The sequence below is a fragment of the Parabacteroides vesiculifaciens genome, from assembly GCF_049860805.1.
Classification (GTDB): Bacteria; Bacteroidota; Bacteroidia; order Bacteroidales; family Tannerellaceae; genus Parabacteroides.
The window spans coordinates 279,192-299,178 of record NZ_CP187555.1 but is presented as its reverse complement, the minus strand read 5'-3'; the positions used below and the strand labels follow the sequence as shown (position 1 = coordinate 299,178).

Below are 19,987 nucleotides of genomic sequence, written 5' to 3'. Positions count from 1 at the left end.
ATTATCTGATTGTGACAGTCTCACCAATCCAGCCTCCGATTCTGAAAGTTTTTCCTTTTTCCAGATCCGGGTGCATGAAAACTTCTTCTGTTGAAGGAAGGTGAGCACGATAAGAATTAGCCAATTTTCCAGCATCTTCTGCTACATTCTGATCCACCTGTCTTGCTTTTTCAAATTTATCGATAGCTGCATAATAAACAACTTTTGCCAATACAGCATCATTCGGATAAATAGATCTAGCAGATTTAGCATACATATTACCAATCAGAATATACGGTGCACCGTAATCCGGATTCGTTTCAATGGCTTTCTGGCAATACTGTCTTGCTTTAGACAGGTTATTCTGTTCGAACAACAGCACACCGATCAGATAATAATCTTCAGCTTTTGAAACAGCATCCGTTTCCATATTGGCAGCTTCTTCAAAATACTTGATAGCCTTATCGTAATCTTTTACTTTTACAGCCTGTTTGGCAATACCTAAAGCAGCATCTGCACTCGGTTCCAATTCATAAGCATAAGCAGCAGCCGTATAGAATGCATCGATTTCCTGGCAACGCACACGTCTCAACATCGAAACGATTTCCTTTAAAGCTTCCAAATTACCTTTGGCAGCTTCCACCTTGCTTGCATACATATTCTGCAATGTTTCGCAGTCAGCCGCACCACTACCTGCAAAACCGCCGTCAATAGCAGATTTATAAGTAGTCAGGTTCTTTACTTCTTTCTCATTGTTTGCAGCCTGTGCAGCAGCCAACTGAGTTGCAATAAACTTAGAACATTTCAGATAATCTTCCAGATAAGTTGATTTGAAGTTCGGATCAGCCAACAACTGACGGTGAGAACCCATCATATACAATGAGAGACCCATTGCTTCAGTATTTTCACCGAATTCATTGATAACATCACCTAACCAAGCATAATAGACTTTCGGATCAGCATTATCACCCATTAAGCGGATATAATCGGCAGCCTTACGGGCAATAATCCAGTCTTTACCATATTTCCGGTCATTACCGAAATATTTCACACGCGTATCATAGACTTTCATCAACTCATCGATAAGAGCGGCTTTTTTTGCCGGATCTTTCTCGGTATTGATTTTCCAGTCCATGATTCTTACACCATACAGATAGATATCCTTATGGGCTCCCGGGCATTCGGTATAAGCCTGATGCCAGAATTCATAAGCATCCTTGAAATTCCCTGCTTTGGCGTAAGGGACAAACAAGCTGATATTGGTAATACAACGTACGCTATCTTCACCAGATCCGAACGGGGTACCAGTATCCACTCCTTTTTGTGCATAAGCTCCGAACGACACCATCGAGCATCCGAGAGCCAACAATAATACTTTGATCTTCATATTTATTTCTATTAAAGTTAACTATTTAGTTAATCGACCTTAAACTTCATAAACCACGCTTCGTTGAACGTATAATTAACAGTAAAACGGAAATACTGTTCATCAATCATGTTCATCTTCACTTCCGGTTTCTTTTTCACATACTCAAATGATATGTTAATCAGCGAACGGTTATCAATCAACGGTAATCCCAAACCGAGACTTGCACCGATCTCGTCATAGCCGTCTCCGGAAGGGTTTGCATCTGTCCGGTTCATGCGCAAATATGAATTACCATAATGCACACCTACACGGTAACGAACCCGGCTGAAATAGGATTTACGCATATAGTCCGGTATATATTCACCACCTACTGCTACCCGGTAACGATTTTTGAAATTACCTTTTTCCCCAAAGTAAGGCATTTTTCCCCAATCTTCATAGGAAAAATCGGCTGCTAACGTTAATTTATTTTGTTTCACATATGAAAGACCTACTCCGTATGAGTTAGGCAGATCAAAAGCTTTACCACTAATCGTGTCAGACTGAAGCACTTCCCCATCCGATCCGGAAGAAGTATAAGACTGAGTCAATTGATAAGACTTAGCATGCAAGCTCTTTTTCGGAGAAAAGACAAGACCTAATGTAACACTCTCCGTCTTGCTTAACGGATGCGTATATTGCAAACCGAAATCCATCTTCAGATCGCGAACCCTCAATTCCTGGCTGCGATTCGTATTATAAGCCCCGGTACCTTCGCTGCTCATGATAACAACCTGCTCATGCTTGATATTTCCAAACAGGAAACCGAAATTAGCGCCGACTGCCAGACGTTTTTTCCAAATATCCACAGAAATACCACCATATAAATCGCTCAAACCGCCTGAACCGTTATAAGTCTCCGTAAATGTCACTCCCTGGTCGTTACGCAAAGCGCCAAATTTATAACCGACATAAGAATAAGGCAATAAACCAATACTCAAAGCTATCCGGCGATGAATCGGAAACTGCATCGCGATATATTCCAGATTTCCGTTGATGTCGTTCTGGCGGGCATTTCCGTCATCGAACCACGACAACTGGCCGGCTACACCAAAATCAAAGAGAAATGTCAGGGAGTCCATGCAACTGTATGATGCCGGATTCATCGGATTTATTTGCTTTGGCGAACGTAATCCGTAACCTACACCACCCATAGCTCGACCTGCGCCGAACGAACGTTCCCCCAAATCACCATACCCGAAACGGGTATAGGGCGAGTTAGTATTGTTTTGCGCCATCAAAGGCAACAGTATGAATATAAGAACGCTTGTTATTAGTACCTTATTAATCTTCAACATTATACTCTAAGATTCTGTTTAATCCTGTCAACACTAAATTAATGTCTGCAAAGATGGAGTTTTTTAGCCGTCTTTCAAAATAAAACGAATGACCGCCTGTTAAAAAAACCAAAAGGTTAGGATATTTTAGCCGAAGCATTTCGATATACCCATTCATCTCGCACACGATTCCATTTACTACTCCAGCCTGAATGGCTGTTTCCGTATCCGTTCCGACCAGAGGAATATCCTCTTGTTCGACCACCAAAGGCAATTTTTTTGTAAACTGATTCAAGGCTTTGAACCGGGTCGTCATACCGGGCGAAATATTCCCCCCCAGATAAGAACCGGAAGCATCGATCAATTCATACGTAATGGCTGTTCCAGCGTCGATCACCAACAAATCCTTACCAGGTTGCAGGTAATTAGCCCCGACAGCGGCCGCCAGCCGGTCTCTGCCCAACGTTTCTGGTGTTTTATATTGCACCCTAATCGGAAGAGGCACCGTATCGTCCAAAAACACAAAATCCCGAAGATTGCTTTCCAGATATGCAACCAATTCGTCATCTTTATCTATCACTGTCGAGAATATCCCTTTCGTCAACGGATATTTCTTAAAGATAGCAGAGATAACTTCCACGTCGAATTTCTTAAACACAAAAGAAGCTTCCATATGCCTCTTATTGTATACAGCCACCTTCGATGATGTGTTTCCTTGTTCTATAATGAGATTCACGTGTCTGAATTTTTCCGCAAAGAAAAACAAAAATGATGAGATAACAGACATATCGAAGGCACAAAGTATAAAAAACAGGAAAGGAATGATTTCCTCTCCTGTTTCATCATACTATATAAAGTTCAATTAATCAGCCAAAATCACCAGCTCGGCACCCGATGCGAAATCCTGTCCGCGCTGCTCGCTCAATGCGGTAAAGCGGATATAGCGTGCTTTAACCGGTTGATCGAACAGCACTTTCTTTTCCTTCAGGTTATTTTCAAAAATACCTTTCAGGATCGGTTCACCCCAGTTTTTCCCGTCCTGGCTGACACTGATCGAATAGTCTTTGATATTTCCACTCGCCCCATCCTGCCGGGGAAGGAATGAAAAGCCTTTGATCAGTTTTACTTCGCCTGCATCCAGGTCTACCCAATGCGGATATTTGGCAACGGTCACAGAAAACATTGTGTGCCAAATCGTATTCGGATCGCCATCCGTCAGATTCTTGGCGTCTCCGTAACCGGACTCTTCGCTGCTTGTATAAACCACTTCCGTCTGGATGCTCTCGATTTTGCTGAATGAAGCCGTTGCATTGATTTTAGGATTGTCTTTAAACCAGGCTTTCATCGTACCACCGTTACGGAACGGTATGGCTTCCGTATATTCCTTCGCTTTTCCTTTCCCGTCGATCGTATAGCAAATCACAGCATCTTTGCGGGCTGAAGAAAGCTCAACAGCTCCTGCACGATTACGCATGATTGTTAACGGCATTTCTCCGGCGGGCGCAACATTTGCTGTAGCCGTTAAATCTTTTCCGGCAGGACGGATGATAAAGCCCATGTCTTGATGTCCGGCAAAGACACGATCCTGTTCCAACGGTCCGCCTTGTCCACAACTATTACCACCCAATCCGGTCACTGCCGCATCTAAGTGCAGATAAGTATCTCCTGCATCCGGTAGCTGGTACGGATGCGGTGCCAGAATCAAATCCAATGCAGAGTATTGAAGAGCCGATACGGACAAACGGTCGGTAGCAACAAACACCGCTCCCTCGCCGGCCGGATTGGTCAATGCACACCAGCGTACATCTTCATGATTACCCATATCCTGCGGTTTCGGGAAATTCACAAACTCACCTGCTACCGTGTTCTTATGCTGCTCGATAAATTGTCCGCTCTTACGGTCGGCGTAGTTGTCGACCGGACCACGTCCGTAATAAGTAAAGCCGGCATATTGCTGCGGGACTTTCATCACATATCCCAGGCGAGGCAATACCAGGCTCGGACGGTTAGAAGTGATGCTCGACTGCAATTCGATGGAGCCGTCAGGATAAACGGTCCATATCTGATTCGTCGTAAACTTGAAATCATTCTCTCCGAATTTCTTATCCGTCAGTTCCTCAATATTATTCTTTCCCGTGCTGGTTCCGCCTTTGATCTTCGCCCCGTTCGGCGCCTGCGATTCGACGGTGAAAGCCAGGACAACCGTACCATCCTTTCTTTCCAGGATCGTACTGTTGGTTGCCCGATGTTGCAGGTTATGCAAACCATGTTCAAACCACTGTGAATAGAACCAGTTGTCGTTATTGGTAAAGGCACGCAAAGCATCGAGCTTCGGACCGTTTCCATCGGCTATAATCGTCTTGCCTCCATATGTCAGGCTATAGATCGTACCCTTCCCCATATCGAACTTGGCAACGAAATTATCACCGCTCACCGTTTTAACCGAAGCGTCCGAATTATCCAACTTTACTTTTCCGGCAGAAGCCGTCACGGCGCTGATGGAAGGACGCGTTGTTGCTTCCTGCAACAACATTTGTTCTTCCGCCATCACAAATCCTTTCTCAGCCCACGGCATATTATCCTTAAGAAGGAACTGCACCTTTACAAAATATTCGGAATCATTCTTCAACTTGTCAAAAGGCACAGGAATCGACACCCGGGCTTTAGAACGGGCGGGAATCGTCCCGGAAGTAACCAAACCGGATTGAATTTCCTTTCCGTTTTCATAAAGCGACCATCTCATATCATAATCCGAAAGATCCTTAAAGTAGTATTTATTGAATATCTCAAAAAGACCTTTCCGGGCGTCGACCGCCTTCACATCAATATGCTGATATACTTTCTTGACTTCGTAATACTGCGGTTTCGGCTCCAGATCGCCGAACACAATGCCATTCATCACGAACTGACCGTCATTCGGAGTGTCACCGAAATCCCCGCCATACGCCAGGTAACGCTTACCGGTCTTCTTATCATAGTTATACATCGACTGGTCCACCCAATCCCAGATAGCACCGCCACAGAAGAAATTTGTCGATTCTATCGCTTCCCAATAATCCACCAGATTACCACAAGCGTTCCCCATAGAATGGGCATATTCGGAAATATGGAACGGATATTTGATATCGTAATCACCTTTCACCGCACCGCGTGTCCAACCGATAGACGGATACTGGTTCGATCCCATATCGACGATATCGTTATTACGTTCGTACTGTACCGGCCGGGATTTATCCACCTGCTTCAACGCATCATAAGCAGCCATGAAGTTTTCACCCGGTCCCGCTTCATTGCCCAACGACCAAATCACGATAGACGGATTGTTTATATTGGCATGAACCATCTCCATCACACGTGCGATATGCGCCTTTTTCCATTCCACCGGATGCGAAAGGGATGCGGCGCCGTAATAATATTCGTGCGACTCGATATTGGCTTCGTCTTCCAGATAAAGGCCATATTTATTGCATAAGAAATACCAGTAAGGATCATCCGGATAATGCGAATTACGCACATGGTTGATATTGGCGCGTTTCATCAGCATCACCTCTTTTTCCATCATATCGCGCGTGATGGCATGTCCGACCGCCGGATTCGATTCGTGTCGGTTGACGCCTTTCAACTTAACGGTCTTACCATTTATATAATAGTAACGACCGGCCAGCCCGAATTCATCATCTTCAGCCGGTGTTTCTTTGATTTCCACTTTACGGAAACCGACAATAGTCGAAACCGTCTCCACCGTTTTACCTTTGGCATTTTTCAACTCCGCCACCAACGTATAACGATACGGGAATTCTGCCGACCATTTGTTAGGAGCCTTTACATTTAATAAAGCCTGCGAAGTTTGTGTCTTTCCTGGGTTTACGACATCGACCGTTGCCGAAGCTGCCACATTATCGACTTTCGTATTTTCATCCGAATACAGCTTGTTGGCATACAATGTATATTCCAACTTATATCCTTTAGCTGCTTTCTTATCCAGGTTCCGTACATCGGCTGAGATTGCCAGCGAACCATCTGCATAGGCAACATCCAGATCCGGAGTTACGACCAGGTCGCGGACGTGTACTTTCGGAGCCGAATAGAGAGCGACCGTCCGGAAGATTCCCGGCAGACGGAACATATCCTGTGCTTCCAGGAAAGAACCGTCGGAACTGCGATACACTTCGGCAGCTACCACATTCGTCCCTTTACGGAGATAAGGGGTAATATTGAAATTAGCCGTATTGCGGGAGTTCTTGGAGAAACCCACATAGCGGCCGTTAATCCACAGGTAGAAAAAAGAATCGACCCCATCGAAGCTGATAAAGACTTCGCGTCCGTCCCAATCCTGCGGTACCTCGAAATCACGACGGAAAGAACCGACTTCATTCCTGTGCTTGTAAGTCGTCCAGTTTGCCGGCGGCGTACGCATCACGCCCCCGCGCCAATCGTCAACGGCCACTTTATGCTGGAAGATTACCGGCTGGTTCACATAGATAGGCACTCCGTATTTCTGGCTACCGTCTTTCTGGATACCATAGATATTCCAACTGGAGGGAACCGGGATATCATCCCAGCCGGACACATCGAATTCCATCTTATAGAAATCTTTCGGGCGTGAATCGGGATCGGGCGCCCAATTGAACTTCCAGTCTCCATTCAGAGACTGCCAGAATTTACTGTTTTCCGGCAACACCTTACGAGCACTTTCCACATCCTGGAAAGGGAAAATATAGGCATGCGGTTGTTCCTTGTTCAGAGCCAGGTTCTCAGGAGACTCCCACTCTTTCCCGGTCGGCGCTTCCACCTGTCCGTAACTAAATCCCCCAAGCGGCAATTGATCAGCCATGCTATAGAAAGAAGCACAGCAAAGCGCTAAGGCTAACGAGATTTTTTTCATGATGTTCATTTTAGGAATAATAGATTTTATTTGTGTATTCATTATCAGACGTGTCAAATCGTTTACAAATATACGCAATTAACACAGAATATGAAAGAAACACAATCAAAACACACCTATAATTCCTCGATGCCCAGCACTTCTACAATCCGTTTCCGGTCAGAACCGAAAGCATAGATTTTTCCTCCGACAGAAAACCAATCGGAAGATACATGCAATGCAGCCTTCTTGACACCTTCCGGATTCAGCAATAAAACATTTTTTCCATAATCGACTATCGCAGAACCATTTTCTAACGACTCATAAATTCCGATTTCTGCAATAGGAAATGACTTCAAAATATTCAAAGACAAATCCACATCAAAAACTTTCCCTTTATCCGTATATATATAATAGGTAGGATCGCCCAATGTCTCATTATACTTTTTAAAACCCGAACCGATTTTATCTTTCAGATAGAAAGGGCGCTTCAACATTCCTATTATCCTACCGTATTCTTCGACATTCCATTGATATACCTTAACAGAATCGGTACCGAACGGCGCTACCATCATCCGGTCTTCAAACAACACAACAGCACATTCATTTCCTCTGTCAATCCGGAAATCTTCGATCATCTCTTTCTTCTCAGACAGAATATGGAAATCAATATTTCTCCCAGATTCTTTCCCAAAACTGGCAATAAAAGGTTTGCCGATCTTTGCCCGTAAATTATTCTTTGCATACGAATAGGTATGATTTCTTAGATTATCACGATATCCAAACCCATGATTAACCATGTACAAACGATCTCCATAAAAAAAGAGTGTCGAATTGGAACCTATACTCTCCGGTATCGGATATCCCCATTTCATATTCAGTTGGCGGTCCAGGCAAAGCAATTGCTCCTGATTGGCTACATATAAAAGCGAATCGTCCGGTAAAACATTAGAGACAAGATCCACCACGACATCATTGCCATAAGGAAAAAAGCCGACACCGGTCAGAGCACCGGCTACAAGTCCCAGAGCTCCTATTGCTGCAGCGGACCGGTAGTCATCGACACCGGTTTTCATCGGAAAACTTTGGCCGGAACCATCTGACAAATTTACGGTATGAAGTCCGTCTGAAACTATCAACCTCGTAGAATCGTCCAACATAAGACTTTCGTTCCAACCGTATCGATGGCTGATTTCCCGTTTCCACAACATATTGCCGGTAAGCAGATCATATCCCTGCAACTGTTTGGAAATCCCATTCATAACACTTCCTTTGTAAGCCAACAACCGGTTCTCCGCCACATTCATCGAATAAGGGACCATTTTCTTTCCGGCCCATATTTCCGTGCCCGTCCGCAAATCGAGCAAGAAGTATTTATCTTTCGATGTAAAAGAAACGCCCTGATCGGTGAGCTTAGCCTCCTGTGCAAAATAATTGATCGGACGTTGCCACAAGACCTTTTTTTCAGGCAGGCAAATCATCCATATATCTCCGGAGTTTTTCACAGAAGTCTCCTTCTTATTCAGGTCACGCCCCTGTACCAGCAAAAATGTTCCAGTAGAATCGGCACTTACAGACTGTATCCAACAAGGGAAATCAATGCATTCTCCTATTATGGCGGCACTATCCATTCGAACTCCGATCGTATCTTTCAAAAAGGTTTGCGCATCTCCTTTGGCAACATTCCAGACCGTCATCAGCAGTAACAAACATAAACATTTCATATCCATTTCTTTCTCTTTAGTAACCAATTCACCCTAAAATTTATAGCCAACCGTAACAAATGCAGATATATTCTTTGCAGCAAAGTCGTCCAGCCCTGTAAGCTCTGCAACCTCTTTAAGTTTGTCATTTACATTGACCAAACCCAACTGGCTTTCCAATCCTAAGATGATATTCCGATTCTCATAGGTTATACCCAAACCGATCCCGGCATCAAAACGCCTATTTCCCATTTTTCCATCGTTTATATGACCAAACGTATCTAACTTATACTTATCCTCCACTGTCTCATAACCAACCATTGTCGGTATCTTTTTTTCAACGACGACAGAGGTTTTACCGCCTACGCCATAAGCTACATAAGATCCTGCCGAGAGAACCAATCCTGAGTTTTTCGTAAGGTCCAAACGAGCCGCAACCATAATCGGAAGTTCCAGATAAAGTTCGTTCATCGACGCTTTACCAATGCCTGCCTCCTCTTCCTTATAACCTTTCGAAACAAAATTCACAGAAGGCTGCAAAGACCAAACCTTATTAAAGGCATAATCCATTCCGACTCCGACCTTATAGGCAAACTTAGCCTTTCCATCCGTATTCTTTCCCCAGAAACTGGAAATTCCTGCTCCTGCCTTTGCATGGAAAGAGACAGGCGATTGCGCCCGGACTTCCTTTCCTAAGGCCATTATAAAGAGACATACGCTAAAAAAGATATATTTCATTTCACAATACATTTAATAATTATCTATTTCCTATTTAAAACAGATATTATAAAAAGATATTGTTTACACTACAATCTTTTTACGTTTCTACGATAAACATCAAGAATAGACAGCATACCAAATAAAAAGTGCATCAACAGATCCTACAAATCTTTTTGGTGCACTTTTATTCAAGATTATATCCGAATCACTAATTATCGGATGCAGATATCATAAACAACCTGTCATTCAGCCCAATATTTATTCTGGACCAGATTCGGATTATAAATCAAATCTTTTGTCGCAAGTGGGGTATAATAATATTTCGGATCAACAAAGGTCCATCGGCCAATTTGCGAAACCATGCGTATATATCCTTTGTTGCCATCGGTAAGCGAATAGGTATTGCCATCCAATACTTCAACCTGCAGATTGTATTTATCCTTATCCGCCTGCGGAATAGCATCTGCGTCCGCCTGTGTAGCCACAATTGCATAATCAGGTTGTCCGTCACCGGTCACATCCAAATAGCCGGTTTCCAGATAAACTCCTTCCGGCACATGCTCAAACAATTTACCGCAGCCCCAACGCCTCAAATCATCTTTGCGGAAACCTTCGCACGCCAACTCGATACGACGTTCGCGGCGCACCTCATAGACTGCTCCTTTCTGTAATGAAGAGACATTCGAATAACGATTCGCCTGGACCGGATCGATATTGCTTAACCAGTCTGCCAACGAAGCACGCGGCATCCCTACGCGATCACGCAACAAGTTGATCGTCCTATCCACATCGTCCTGCGTCAACTCTCCCAATTCGGCTTTTGCTTCGGCATACATCAACAGGATTTCGGCATAGCGAATCAGAGGCAGATCCGTATAAGACTTACCATAAGTAATTTGGTCAGCTGTACGAGGCGAAAACTTCACCTGGGTATAACCACCCATTGTTAATTTTGGACGGTGCGGTTCATTCACGTTTGCCCGAATAAAACCGGGCACCATGAAGGTTTGCCGCATACGGGGATCGCGATTCTCGAATATTTCAGTAAACTTTTTAGTTGCATAGCCGGGTACATCCTGAAAACGTTTTGTCTTCCCATCTTCGATAACCAGATAGTCCTCCATCAAATCACGTGACAAACCGAACTCAAAGTCAAACAGACCACCCCCGGCATTATGTAAACGCCCCAAAGCCAAATCATAATCCTCATAGATAATCATCTCTTTATTATTACTCAAATCCTGGCTGCAGAACAACGCTTCATAGGCTTCGATCTCCCCGGATTTGGCTGTCGTCAAATCATATAGTCCCGAATCCATAACCTTCCGGCAAGCATCTATCGCAATCTGCAAGAACCGCTCAGAATCGTCCAAGTTCAATTCAGGATGGTATTTACGCCAACAACCTTCCGATAAGGCGATACGTGCTTGAATAGCCAAAGCTCCGTTTTTGTACCAGCGAGTAGCCGCTGCCGCTCCATCCTGCATATTGTTCACTGCAAAATCCAAATCAGCCATGATAGAATCGACCACTAATGAACGGGGATCCTGTGTTTTATAAAGTAGCTCTGTGTCCGTCGTCTGCAAATCGCGACTGTACCAAGGTACATCGGAATATGCCAATACCTGATCATAATACAATTTTGCCCGGAACATACGTGCCAATCCGATATAATGGTTAATTTCGGCCTCGTCTCCCACAGCCTTACCGGCCCTCGCCAACATAAAATTGACATTCCGGATAGCTTTCCAATCCCAAACATCTCTATTATCCGGATTAACTTCCCCTCGCATCATGCGGTAAATTGTTTCATCTTTCGACGAAACGACATTATCGGAGGGTACATCCATATAGCCTGAAACGATATTTTCATACAGCCCGTTTGTATAGGCTTCCAAATCACTCGCATTGTTGAAAAATCCGTCTTCCGTAATCGAAGTTTCCGGATACTTTTCCAGAAAGGAGTCGTTGCATCCGTTCAATCCCAAAAGACCGATGCATCCGAACATCCATATTTTAATAATATTTTTGATCATAATTTATACCTCCCTGAAAGTTAGAATGTAACATTTAAACCGAAAGAATAGGAACGTTGCAATGGGTACTTTTGTCCGCCCAGACATTCCGGGTCTATCTTATAATATTTGTAAAGACCTGTGATCTCACACAAATTATCACCGGAAAAGAAGACACGAAGACGGCTGATATTCAACTTGTCCGTCCATTGCCGGGGTAATGTGTAACCGACCGTCAGATTCTTCAAACGGGCATAAGCCGCATTCTGCAGATAACGCGTCTGCGGGACATACAATCCCCTATCCTTCACATACGCCTGGTAAGATTTGACACGCGGAAAATAAGCATTAGTGTTATCTTCAGTCCAATGGTCATAATAATTACCTTTCGTCAGATTAGTCCACGGATCAAAATACATACCCCAGAAATACGGGTCTTTTGCCGGATAATAATCTTTTTTCATGACACCTTGAACAAACAGGCTGAAATCGAATCCGTTCCAGTCGCCATTGAGATTAAACCCGAATGCATAACGAGTCTGATCGTTGCCTATAATCGTATAATCGCCATGATCATCCAACGTATTGGCACCCTTGTTGATCTTTTTATCCCCGTTCAAATCTTTATACTTGGTATCTCCTGCAGCCATCGGCGGATTACCCGGATACGGATCAATCTCCGTCTGATCGGCACTATTGTTAATATCTTCCTGCGAAGTGAAGAAACCATCGTTAACCAGTCCCCAGATTTCACCCCATTCCTTGCCAACATAATGCTCTTCTAAAATACCTGTCGTATTGGCGAACTTCGTAACCCATGAACGGCTGTCGCCAATATTGAAACCGACACTATAGTTAAACGGTTTACCAGCCAGCTTGAACTGGTCGCGCCAGTTTATCGTCAAATCCCAGCCGGTAGTCTTCAAGTCTGCTGCATTCTCTAACGGAACAGCCGTACCCAAGACCGATGGCAATTGAGCCCCGCTCCTTAACATATCTTTCGTGCGGCGTATATATCCATCAACAGTTGCCGTCAGGCGGTTATTAAAGAAGTTTACATCCATACCCCAGTCGGCAGTCGTCACCGTCTCCCACGTCAAATCACCGGCCACCAATCCCGGAGCAGAAACGTAAACAGGTTGTTTACCATCCAAAATTTGTTTTGTTTTACCGGAACTCATCGTTGCTAGATAAGGATAATAATTATCTTTCAGATATTGGTTACCCAAACTACCGTAAGAAAAACGGAACTTAAGGAAATTGACTACGTCTCTCAAAGGTTCAAAGAAGTTTTCCTGTGAAATGACCCATGCAGCAGATGCGGATGGGTTAAATACGAAACGTGAATCGGTCGGAAAACGTGAAGTCCCGTCATAACGTGCATTGACTGCCAAAATATAACGATTATCATAGGTATAATTCAAACGGCCAAAAACGCTTCGGAAAGACAACTCCCGTAGACGCTGGATAATCGTCATATCGCCTGTTGCCAGATTAGGCGTGGGTAAACCATCCGTGATCAGCTCCGCACGTTTTGCATACTCATACGACTCGCTCCAATTCTCTTGATTGTAACCGACCATTGCCGTAAAATCATGCTTGTCGTTGAACACTTTATGAAAAGTGGCATACGCATCGAAAGTCACCGTCGAAGCTTCCGTATTATTGAAATAAGCTGACGAGGTAGCGTCCTTATACAGCACCGGAGTTTCGGGACCATTACGGAAAGGAACAGACAAGGTAGCCCCGTCTTCATTGTTTCGGTTAGCGACATAAGCAAACGAGCCATTGACAAAAAGAACATCCTTTATGATATCTATCTTGGTCGTAAACTGTGTGGTCAAAGTCGTTTTATTTTGATACCACCGTCCACCGTCTGCCATCCGACCGAAGACATCGGCACCAGTACTTGTATAAGAACCATCCGGGTTCAGAACCGGAGACAACGAACTTTTACGGTTAATCTCCCAGTAATAACTTTCATCCAGATAATTAGGGGATTCATAATCCGAGATCACCAAGCTCGTATTATTGCCGAGCGCCCACCAGTCAGTCAGTTTGAAATCTAACTTAGAACGCAGATTATAGCGGTTGAACTTATCCGTACCATGCGTAACCATACCGTCTTGAAAATTATAACCGGCAGAGAAAAAATAGTTCAGGCGATCCGTCTTTCCGGAAACATCGACATTATGGTTCGTAGAGAAAGCCAAGTTTTTATAAGCCTCTCCAAACCAATCGGTTTGACCGAAATAGGCATACGTACCATCCGGTTTCAGGTAATATGGAGATAAGCCAAGGTCTGCCGATACTCGTTTTGCATATTCCAATTCTTCCTGGTTGTGGTTAACTCCCCAGGGATAATAGAAATCATTGCGAGCTTTCGCCACCGTATAGGGATCCGTAATTACTTCGGCCACACTACTCAACTTTCGCATTGCAAAGTTATTACTATAATTAACGGTCAGTTTTTCCTGTCCAGCCGTCTTTGTCGTCACCAAAATTACACCGAACGCGGCACGTGAACCGTAAATAGCCGCCGAAGCTGCATCTTTCAAGACAGAGATGCTACCGATATCAGAAGGATTCATCCGGTTCAGTTCTTCCGACGAAGAAACGACACCATCGATAACAACCAGCGGATCACCACCGTTGATGGAAGTTGTACCACGTATATTAAAGGAAGGAGAATCCGTTGCTTGGCCACTACCGATCGATACGGTCATATTGGCAACCGATCCTTGCAAAGCCTGCCCCACTGTCAAAACCGGACGGTTTTCCAACACTTTAGTCGAAACAGTTGCCACAGCACCCGAAAGGTCGACTTTTTTCTGCACGCCGTAACCGATAACGACAACCTCGTCCAAAGCCTCACTGTCCTCTTTCAAGACAATGCGCATCGTTGCATTCGCCGGTACATCCTGTGCTTGATAACCGATATAAGAAATCGAAATAACAGCACCCGGAGACACGTCCGCCAAAGAAAAATTACCATCGATATCCGTAACACTTCCGATTGTCGTCCCTTTGATCACGACATTCACCCCTATCAACGGCTCCCCGTTTGCATCCTTCACATTTCCCGTGACGGTGATTTTCTTTTCCTGTTGCACGGCAGGAACCGATGCCGACTTTTCAGTGACCTGTTTTTTGCGCACGATGATCTGGCGGTCGTTGATGATATACTCAATATCCGTTCCTTCGAACATCTGCTGCAAAATGTTTTCAACACTGCGGCTCGTCACATCTACATTCACCTTCCGGTTCACATTGATGTTCGAACCATGATACACAAAAATAAATTCACTGTTTTTCTCGATGTAGGAAAATACATCTTTAATGCTTCGTCCGTTCATCTGAACCGTTAGCATGGTTTGCGCAGCATAAGAAGATTCCGCATAAACGGCAGATCCTCCATAACTGACCAGACATAAGGCTAAGCAAGCACTTTTGAGAAAATGAGTCGATTTTCGATCGATTTCTTCATTCTTTTTCATACATTTGTAACGTTTTTTCTTTGATACATAAATTTTTAGATTAAACAAGACTTTTGAGTCGAACGATCTGATCCATCGTTCGACTCTTTTTTAATTAAAAAAGAGTTTACATAGGCTTTTATTTTTTAGATATGATTATGTTTTTGTTTTCATCCACGTCATAAGTCAGATATAAAGATTGGCACAAAATGTTAACAACTTCTTCCGGTTTTTCCCTTAAATCCAATTTTCCCGAAACCGGGATATTTTTCACTTCACCGTCATACATTATCTGGCGTCCATAATGCCGGGACAGTCGTTCGAAAACATCTCCAGCCGTGCGATTATTCAATAGCATCATATTATTCTTCCAGCAGATATATTCAAAAACATCCACTTCTTTGACTTCCGTTCCTTCATCATCTATCGAAATCAACTGATTAGGACTTAATACCGCCTTTTCTTTATTTGTGGTTTCCACCTCGACTTTGCCTTCCACCAAAACAACCGACGAAACTAAATCTTCCTTATAAGCACATATATTGAATTGAGTACCCAGCACTTTCACCTCAAAATCTTTCGTTTTGACAATGAACGGTCGCGCAGGATCTTTCTTTACATCCAAATAAACTTCCCCTTCGACAATTATCTCACGTTTGCCTTTCTCGAATACGGCAGGATAGATCACACGGGAACCGGCATTGACATACATTTTCGTCCCATCTGAAAAGATAATATCGGCTTTTCGTCCTTTGGGCACCACAATCTGGTTGATTGCCTTCCTAGCGTCTTCTTTTTCCCGTCCTGATATCTTCTTTACGACCTGTTCATCCAGTTCCGGCTGCCCGTCTTCCCGGTATTTGACCGAAGCTTCATCTTTCAGTTGCATCTTATCGTTTTGGGCAAACAACACCACTTCATTATCCGGCAAATCAGGAATCTCCTGTTCCAACAAACTCAGGGAAACGCCCGGCTTATCATTTCCATATTTCCAGAATCCGATCCCAACAGCCAATAAAATAGCGACAGAAGCCGCTACTGCCGAAAACACATACCGAATCCGCAATTTATGCGAATGTTCACTCTCGAGCCGGGATTCGACTTCTTTCCAAGACAAAAGCACATCGTCACGGTCTACTGATTCCGTTTCATGCACTTTTTCCAGCAAATCCCGTCCTGCCTGGAAAAAAGAGTTTCTATCCTTTATGTTCTGTTCTCTATTCACGAATGGCTTTTTACCCTTATTACGGACAGAAACAGATTCGGTACTCACTTTTTCCGGGAAAAATGTTTTTTTTCTAAATATATTTTCTTTAATTTGGACAGACTCCGGAACAATAGGTTTTTACTGGACTGATAATTTATGCCTAATATCTCCGCAATATCTTCATGTTTCAGCTCATTTACATAATAAAGATAGATAATTTCCTGCTGGTGCGAAGATAATTCGGAAAAGGCATGCATAAGGCCGGCATAAGAGTCCTTATCCTCTTCATTTTCAAAAGTATTTTCCACGGTAAACATATCCTTATAGTCATCAAGGTCATCCGAACTCCTTTCCTTTTCGATCGTATCGATAATCTTATTACGTAACGTTTTAATCAAATACCCTTTTAAGTTTAAAGTCGGCGAAAGTGCGGAATGGTTCTGAATGATCTTTATAAATATGTCCTGGATGCAATCTTTTACTAATTCTTTGTCGGAAACCAATTTCAAGCCATAATGATAAAGATGGGAATAAAAACGGCAATATACTTCCTTAAACGCCTCTCTATTTCCTTCCAAACATAACTGCCACAGATTTTCTTCCGATATATCATGCATATCTATAAATACAAGATCTTTTCTGCGGGGGACAAAATTAACCTTATTTATCAATTAAAAAAAGAAAACCATATTATTTTCAGATGAAAAAGATATTACAAGTTAAAGTAGCATTTTTACTATAAGTCTGTTTTTATAACGAATGGTAGGACAACTCAGGGAGAAGATCTCTAAATATCTCCAGTTCACATCAGAACAAACATTCTATCACTACTACCTACTGTTGGTATCGCGTCGCCTCGGTCACATCTTTCACACAACGCAACAGCCCCTGTCCTTTTTTCCTGGGAAATCCTGCCGTACGGGAACCTATTCCGGTATATGAATCTCCCGAATAGAAATCAAGCATCATCACATACGCGTTGGCCGGCGTTGTATTCGGAGAAGTAGTGGACGACCAATATAATTTGTTTAATGCATAAGGAGTCGTTGCCGAGCCACCCGGCCACACGTAATTTATATTTGAGATATTACTTGTCACCGTACTGACATCCCCCCAAAGAGGATTGACCGTCGGATACATCAGAGACAAACGAAGTAAACGTACTGTCGATATAGATACATTTGTCCCACTCCCACTTATTGCGTATGTATAATTCGGATCGACCGAAGTCGTACCTTTTACCCCTGCCCCCATTACCCAAAGCTGCATCAATTCCAAGGATGTGGGGACACGCCATGTACCCAAATCCTTTTTATCGCTACGTTCGTAATAAGCATTACACCCTGTACGAACCGGATTTATCGTCGGAGTCGCCGGATCCGGCTCGGTACTGCCGGGTACATTATATCCGACAGCCTCATACCAATTCATCGTAGAACGTGTGACGGCACTGTTAACAACCGGATTACCATTCTTATCGCAATCACTCTTTGCCACCCTAATCATCATATAAGGCTTACGCACGGTATGATAGTTCGCTGTTAACGCTTCATAAGGTGCACCCGTACGCAAAGAGATAGAAACGATTCCGCGTGGTTGAAGCCCGATCGAACCTCCATAGTTCCACATCTCCTGATTCACGATAACAGGATACACACCACTTTGGTAATAAGGATACGTTTTGATATTAGGAGCTGCCTGGAGCGGATAATAAACCGGATTGCCGGGCGTCGACAATGCGGCTATCTCGAACCGGTAAGTCCGGTCGGGTTCCATCAGACAGCGCGAATATCCCATAGTCGAGGTACTCGCATACGTCTGCGCCTCCCCGAAGTTAGCGTAAGAAATGGCTCTGGCATACTGGTTAGCATTGCTCGTTCCATCAATCAACTGGGTTGAGCTCCAATATAACCCGACAGGATACGTACGAGCATTAAAATAGATATTTATCATCTGGATATGATTTTGCGAAGGCAAAAAATAAATAGTTTTCGTGACATCAGTAAGTGAAATCCCCTTATCTCCATTCAATCTCCAACATTGGTAAATGGCTTTTAAATTAGAAGAATTACCATTAAGATAAGTCACACCACGCCCTTCGGAATATTCATTTTCAGGGTGTATATTGGCATTACTTGATGCAAACGGAACAGCCGTATTCTGATAAGGGCTTTCCACACTCCAAAAACGCGAGTCCGACGGGTCTATGGTATAAGCGAAACCTCCTTGCCCCCACGGATAATCTTCGCCTTTATGAAGAACCAGATCTGTCACGATGCGCCATGACACCTCATTGGCTCCTCCACGCCCGGTAAGTTTCAGCGTAGCCTGATACCAGACATTCCGTTTCACATCAAAATTATTCCAATGATTATCTTTAAGGTCGAGTCCCAGGTAAACCCTGTAGGTCACCAGCCCGTCCTGTTCTCCGGCCGGCAGAGTAGAACGGTATTCGCACGTGACCTCTATATAGGAACACTGCCCCGGCTTTAGCGGAATCTGCGTTTTCGAAGAAGTACATTCTTCTCCAGGAACATTAGTCGGCAAAGCCCGTGTCCCTTGCATATTTTCAACCATATAAAGAGGGGTCGCATAATTATGCGGAAGATTATTCCCCGTAGGATCCTTCGGTTCCAGGTTTCCGTCGTTTACCGTTATATTATCACCATCGACAAATGTCGTCGTCGCTGTCGTTGGCGAGTTGGGAGCTATATAGCTAAAAACTTTCGGCACATTTTTAAGCTGTATGGAACGGACAGTAACAATCGTGCTGGATTCGAGAGCGGATTTATCAACAACTACAGTCACTTTAGCCGTCAGACGCTCCAATGTTATTTCGCCAAGATTGTATATTCCCGAAAGTGATCCGGCAGGCATATTGATTATTTTCACATCCGTAATGGCAGACATGGGGACATAATTGCCTGATAAAAAACCTGTACCCGACATAATGATTTTTTTTAATCCATTAAGATCCGTTAAATTTGCGACTGTACTGCCAATAGCCGATCCGGCATTGGCTATAAAAGCAAATATACGGCTCCCAGATGTCCCGCTAATCAACATCGGAAGGGATATATTCGACATCTCCGCCGAAGAAAAATATTTAAACGTAACAATTTTGCCAGTCAAAGCGTCAAAGATAAAAGCATTCAAATCATTCACATTATTTTCATTTACAGCAGATACTAAAGACCGGGTCGAAACCCTATGTCCTTCCGTCGCAAGAGTAAAAGTATAATTGACAGAAGCAGACTCGTTCAACACACGTTCTTCCTCCTCCAACGTACAAGCAGAAAGCATAATTATAAATAATATATTCAGAATCCGTTTCATAT

At 43.6% G+C, this 19,987-nt stretch carries 11 protein-coding genes; all 11 read right to left on the bottom strand.

Annotation, left to right across the window (positions count from 1 at the left end; all coding sequences use genetic code 11):
- Nucleotide 1 precedes the first annotated feature (1 nt).
- Nucleotides 2-1,366: a tetratricopeptide repeat protein gene (locus ACPYIV_RS01190; protein ID WP_293733700.1), complete on the bottom strand. Its 1,365-nt coding sequence runs from the start codon at nucleotides 1,364-1,366 to the stop codon at nucleotides 2-4.
- Nucleotides 1,367-1,395: 29 nt separating this feature from the next.
- Entirely contained in the window at nucleotides 1,396-2,685 is a 1,290-nt protein-coding gene (locus ACPYIV_RS01185; RefSeq protein ID WP_300428241.1) for a hypothetical protein, read from the bottom strand.
- Complete coding sequence (locus ACPYIV_RS01180; protein WP_374042302.1) at nucleotides 2,672-3,490, bottom strand: type III pantothenate kinase; 819 nt, start codon at nucleotides 3,488-3,490, stop codon at nucleotides 2,672-2,674. The genes ACPYIV_RS01185 and ACPYIV_RS01180 overlap by 14 nt, the downstream gene beginning before the upstream one ends.
- Nucleotides 3,491-3,526: 36 nt before the next feature.
- Nucleotides 3,527-7,549 carry a glycoside hydrolase family 2 TIM barrel-domain containing protein gene (locus ACPYIV_RS01175; RefSeq protein WP_425885119.1) on the bottom strand — a complete coding sequence of 1,341 codons (4,023 nt, stop codon included), beginning with the start codon at nucleotides 7,547-7,549 and terminating at the stop codon, nucleotides 3,527-3,529.
- Nucleotides 7,550-7,665: 116 nt separating this feature from the next.
- Complete coding sequence (locus ACPYIV_RS01170) at nucleotides 7,666-9,252, bottom strand: PQQ-binding-like beta-propeller repeat protein (RefSeq protein WP_425885117.1); 1,587 nt, start codon at nucleotides 9,250-9,252, stop codon at nucleotides 7,666-7,668.
- Nucleotides 9,253-9,285: 33 nt separating this feature from the next.
- Entirely contained in the window at nucleotides 9,286-9,969 is a 684-nt protein-coding gene (locus ACPYIV_RS01165; protein ID WP_425885115.1) for a porin family protein, read from the bottom strand.
- Nucleotides 9,970-10,193: 224 nt separating this feature from the next.
- Entirely contained in the window at nucleotides 10,194-11,987 is a 1,794-nt protein-coding gene (locus ACPYIV_RS01160; RefSeq protein WP_301703727.1) for a RagB/SusD family nutrient uptake outer membrane protein, read from the bottom strand.
- A 20-nt stretch (nucleotides 11,988-12,007) separates the two neighbouring features.
- Nucleotides 12,008-15,463 carry a TonB-dependent receptor gene (locus tag ACPYIV_RS01155; protein WP_425885112.1) on the bottom strand — a complete coding sequence of 1,152 codons (3,456 nt, stop codon included), beginning with the start codon at nucleotides 15,461-15,463 and terminating at the stop codon, nucleotides 12,008-12,010.
- Nucleotides 15,464-15,581: 118 nt separating this feature from the next.
- Nucleotides 15,582-16,667 (bottom strand): FecR family protein, encoded by a 1,086-nt coding sequence (locus tag ACPYIV_RS01150; protein ID WP_425885110.1) that lies wholly within the window; start codon nucleotides 16,665-16,667, stop codon nucleotides 15,582-15,584.
- A gap of 44 nt (nucleotides 16,668-16,711) precedes the next feature.
- The gene (locus ACPYIV_RS01145) at nucleotides 16,712-17,266 is read right to left on the bottom strand and encodes an RNA polymerase sigma factor (protein ID WP_301703731.1); all 555 of its coding nucleotides are present in this window, start codon (nucleotides 17,264-17,266) and stop codon (nucleotides 16,712-16,714) included.
- A gap of 217 nt (nucleotides 17,267-17,483) precedes the next feature.
- Complete coding sequence (locus ACPYIV_RS01140) at nucleotides 17,484-19,985, bottom strand: DUF4906 domain-containing protein (protein WP_301703732.1); 2,502 nt, start codon at nucleotides 19,983-19,985, stop codon at nucleotides 17,484-17,486.
- Nucleotides 19,986-19,987: the final 2 nt, after the last annotated feature.

Bases quoted from the DNA above. Each gene is read 5' to 3' on its own strand.
- ACPYIV_RS01190 (WP_293733700.1), bottom strand. From the start codon at position 1,366: ATGAAGATCAAAGTATTATTGTTGGCTCTCGGATGCTCGATGGTGTCG.
- ACPYIV_RS01185 (WP_300428241.1), bottom strand. From the start codon at position 2,685: ATGTTGAAGATTAATAAGGTACTAATAACAAGCGTTCTTATATTCATA.
- ACPYIV_RS01175 (WP_425885119.1), bottom strand. From the start codon at position 7,549: ATGAAAAAAATCTCGTTAGCCTTAGCGCTTTGCTGTGCTTCTTTCTAT.
- ACPYIV_RS01170 (WP_425885117.1), bottom strand. From the start codon at position 9,252: ATGAAATGTTTATGTTTGTTACTGCTGATGACGGTCTGGAATGTTGCC.
- ACPYIV_RS01165 (WP_425885115.1), bottom strand. From the start codon at position 9,969: ATGAAATATATCTTTTTTAGCGTATGTCTCTTTATAATGGCCTTAGGA.
- ACPYIV_RS01160 (WP_301703727.1), bottom strand. From the start codon at position 11,987: ATGATCAAAAATATTATTAAAATATGGATGTTCGGATGCATCGGTCTT.
- ACPYIV_RS01155 (WP_425885112.1), bottom strand. From the start codon at position 15,463: ATGAAAAAGAATGAAGAAATCGATCGAAAATCGACTCATTTTCTCAAA.
- ACPYIV_RS01145 (WP_301703731.1), bottom strand. From the start codon at position 17,266: ATGCATGATATATCGGAAGAAAATCTGTGGCAGTTATGTTTGGAAGGA.
- ACPYIV_RS01140 (WP_301703732.1), bottom strand. From the start codon at position 19,985: ATGAAACGGATTCTGAATATATTATTTATAATTATGCTTTCTGCTTGT.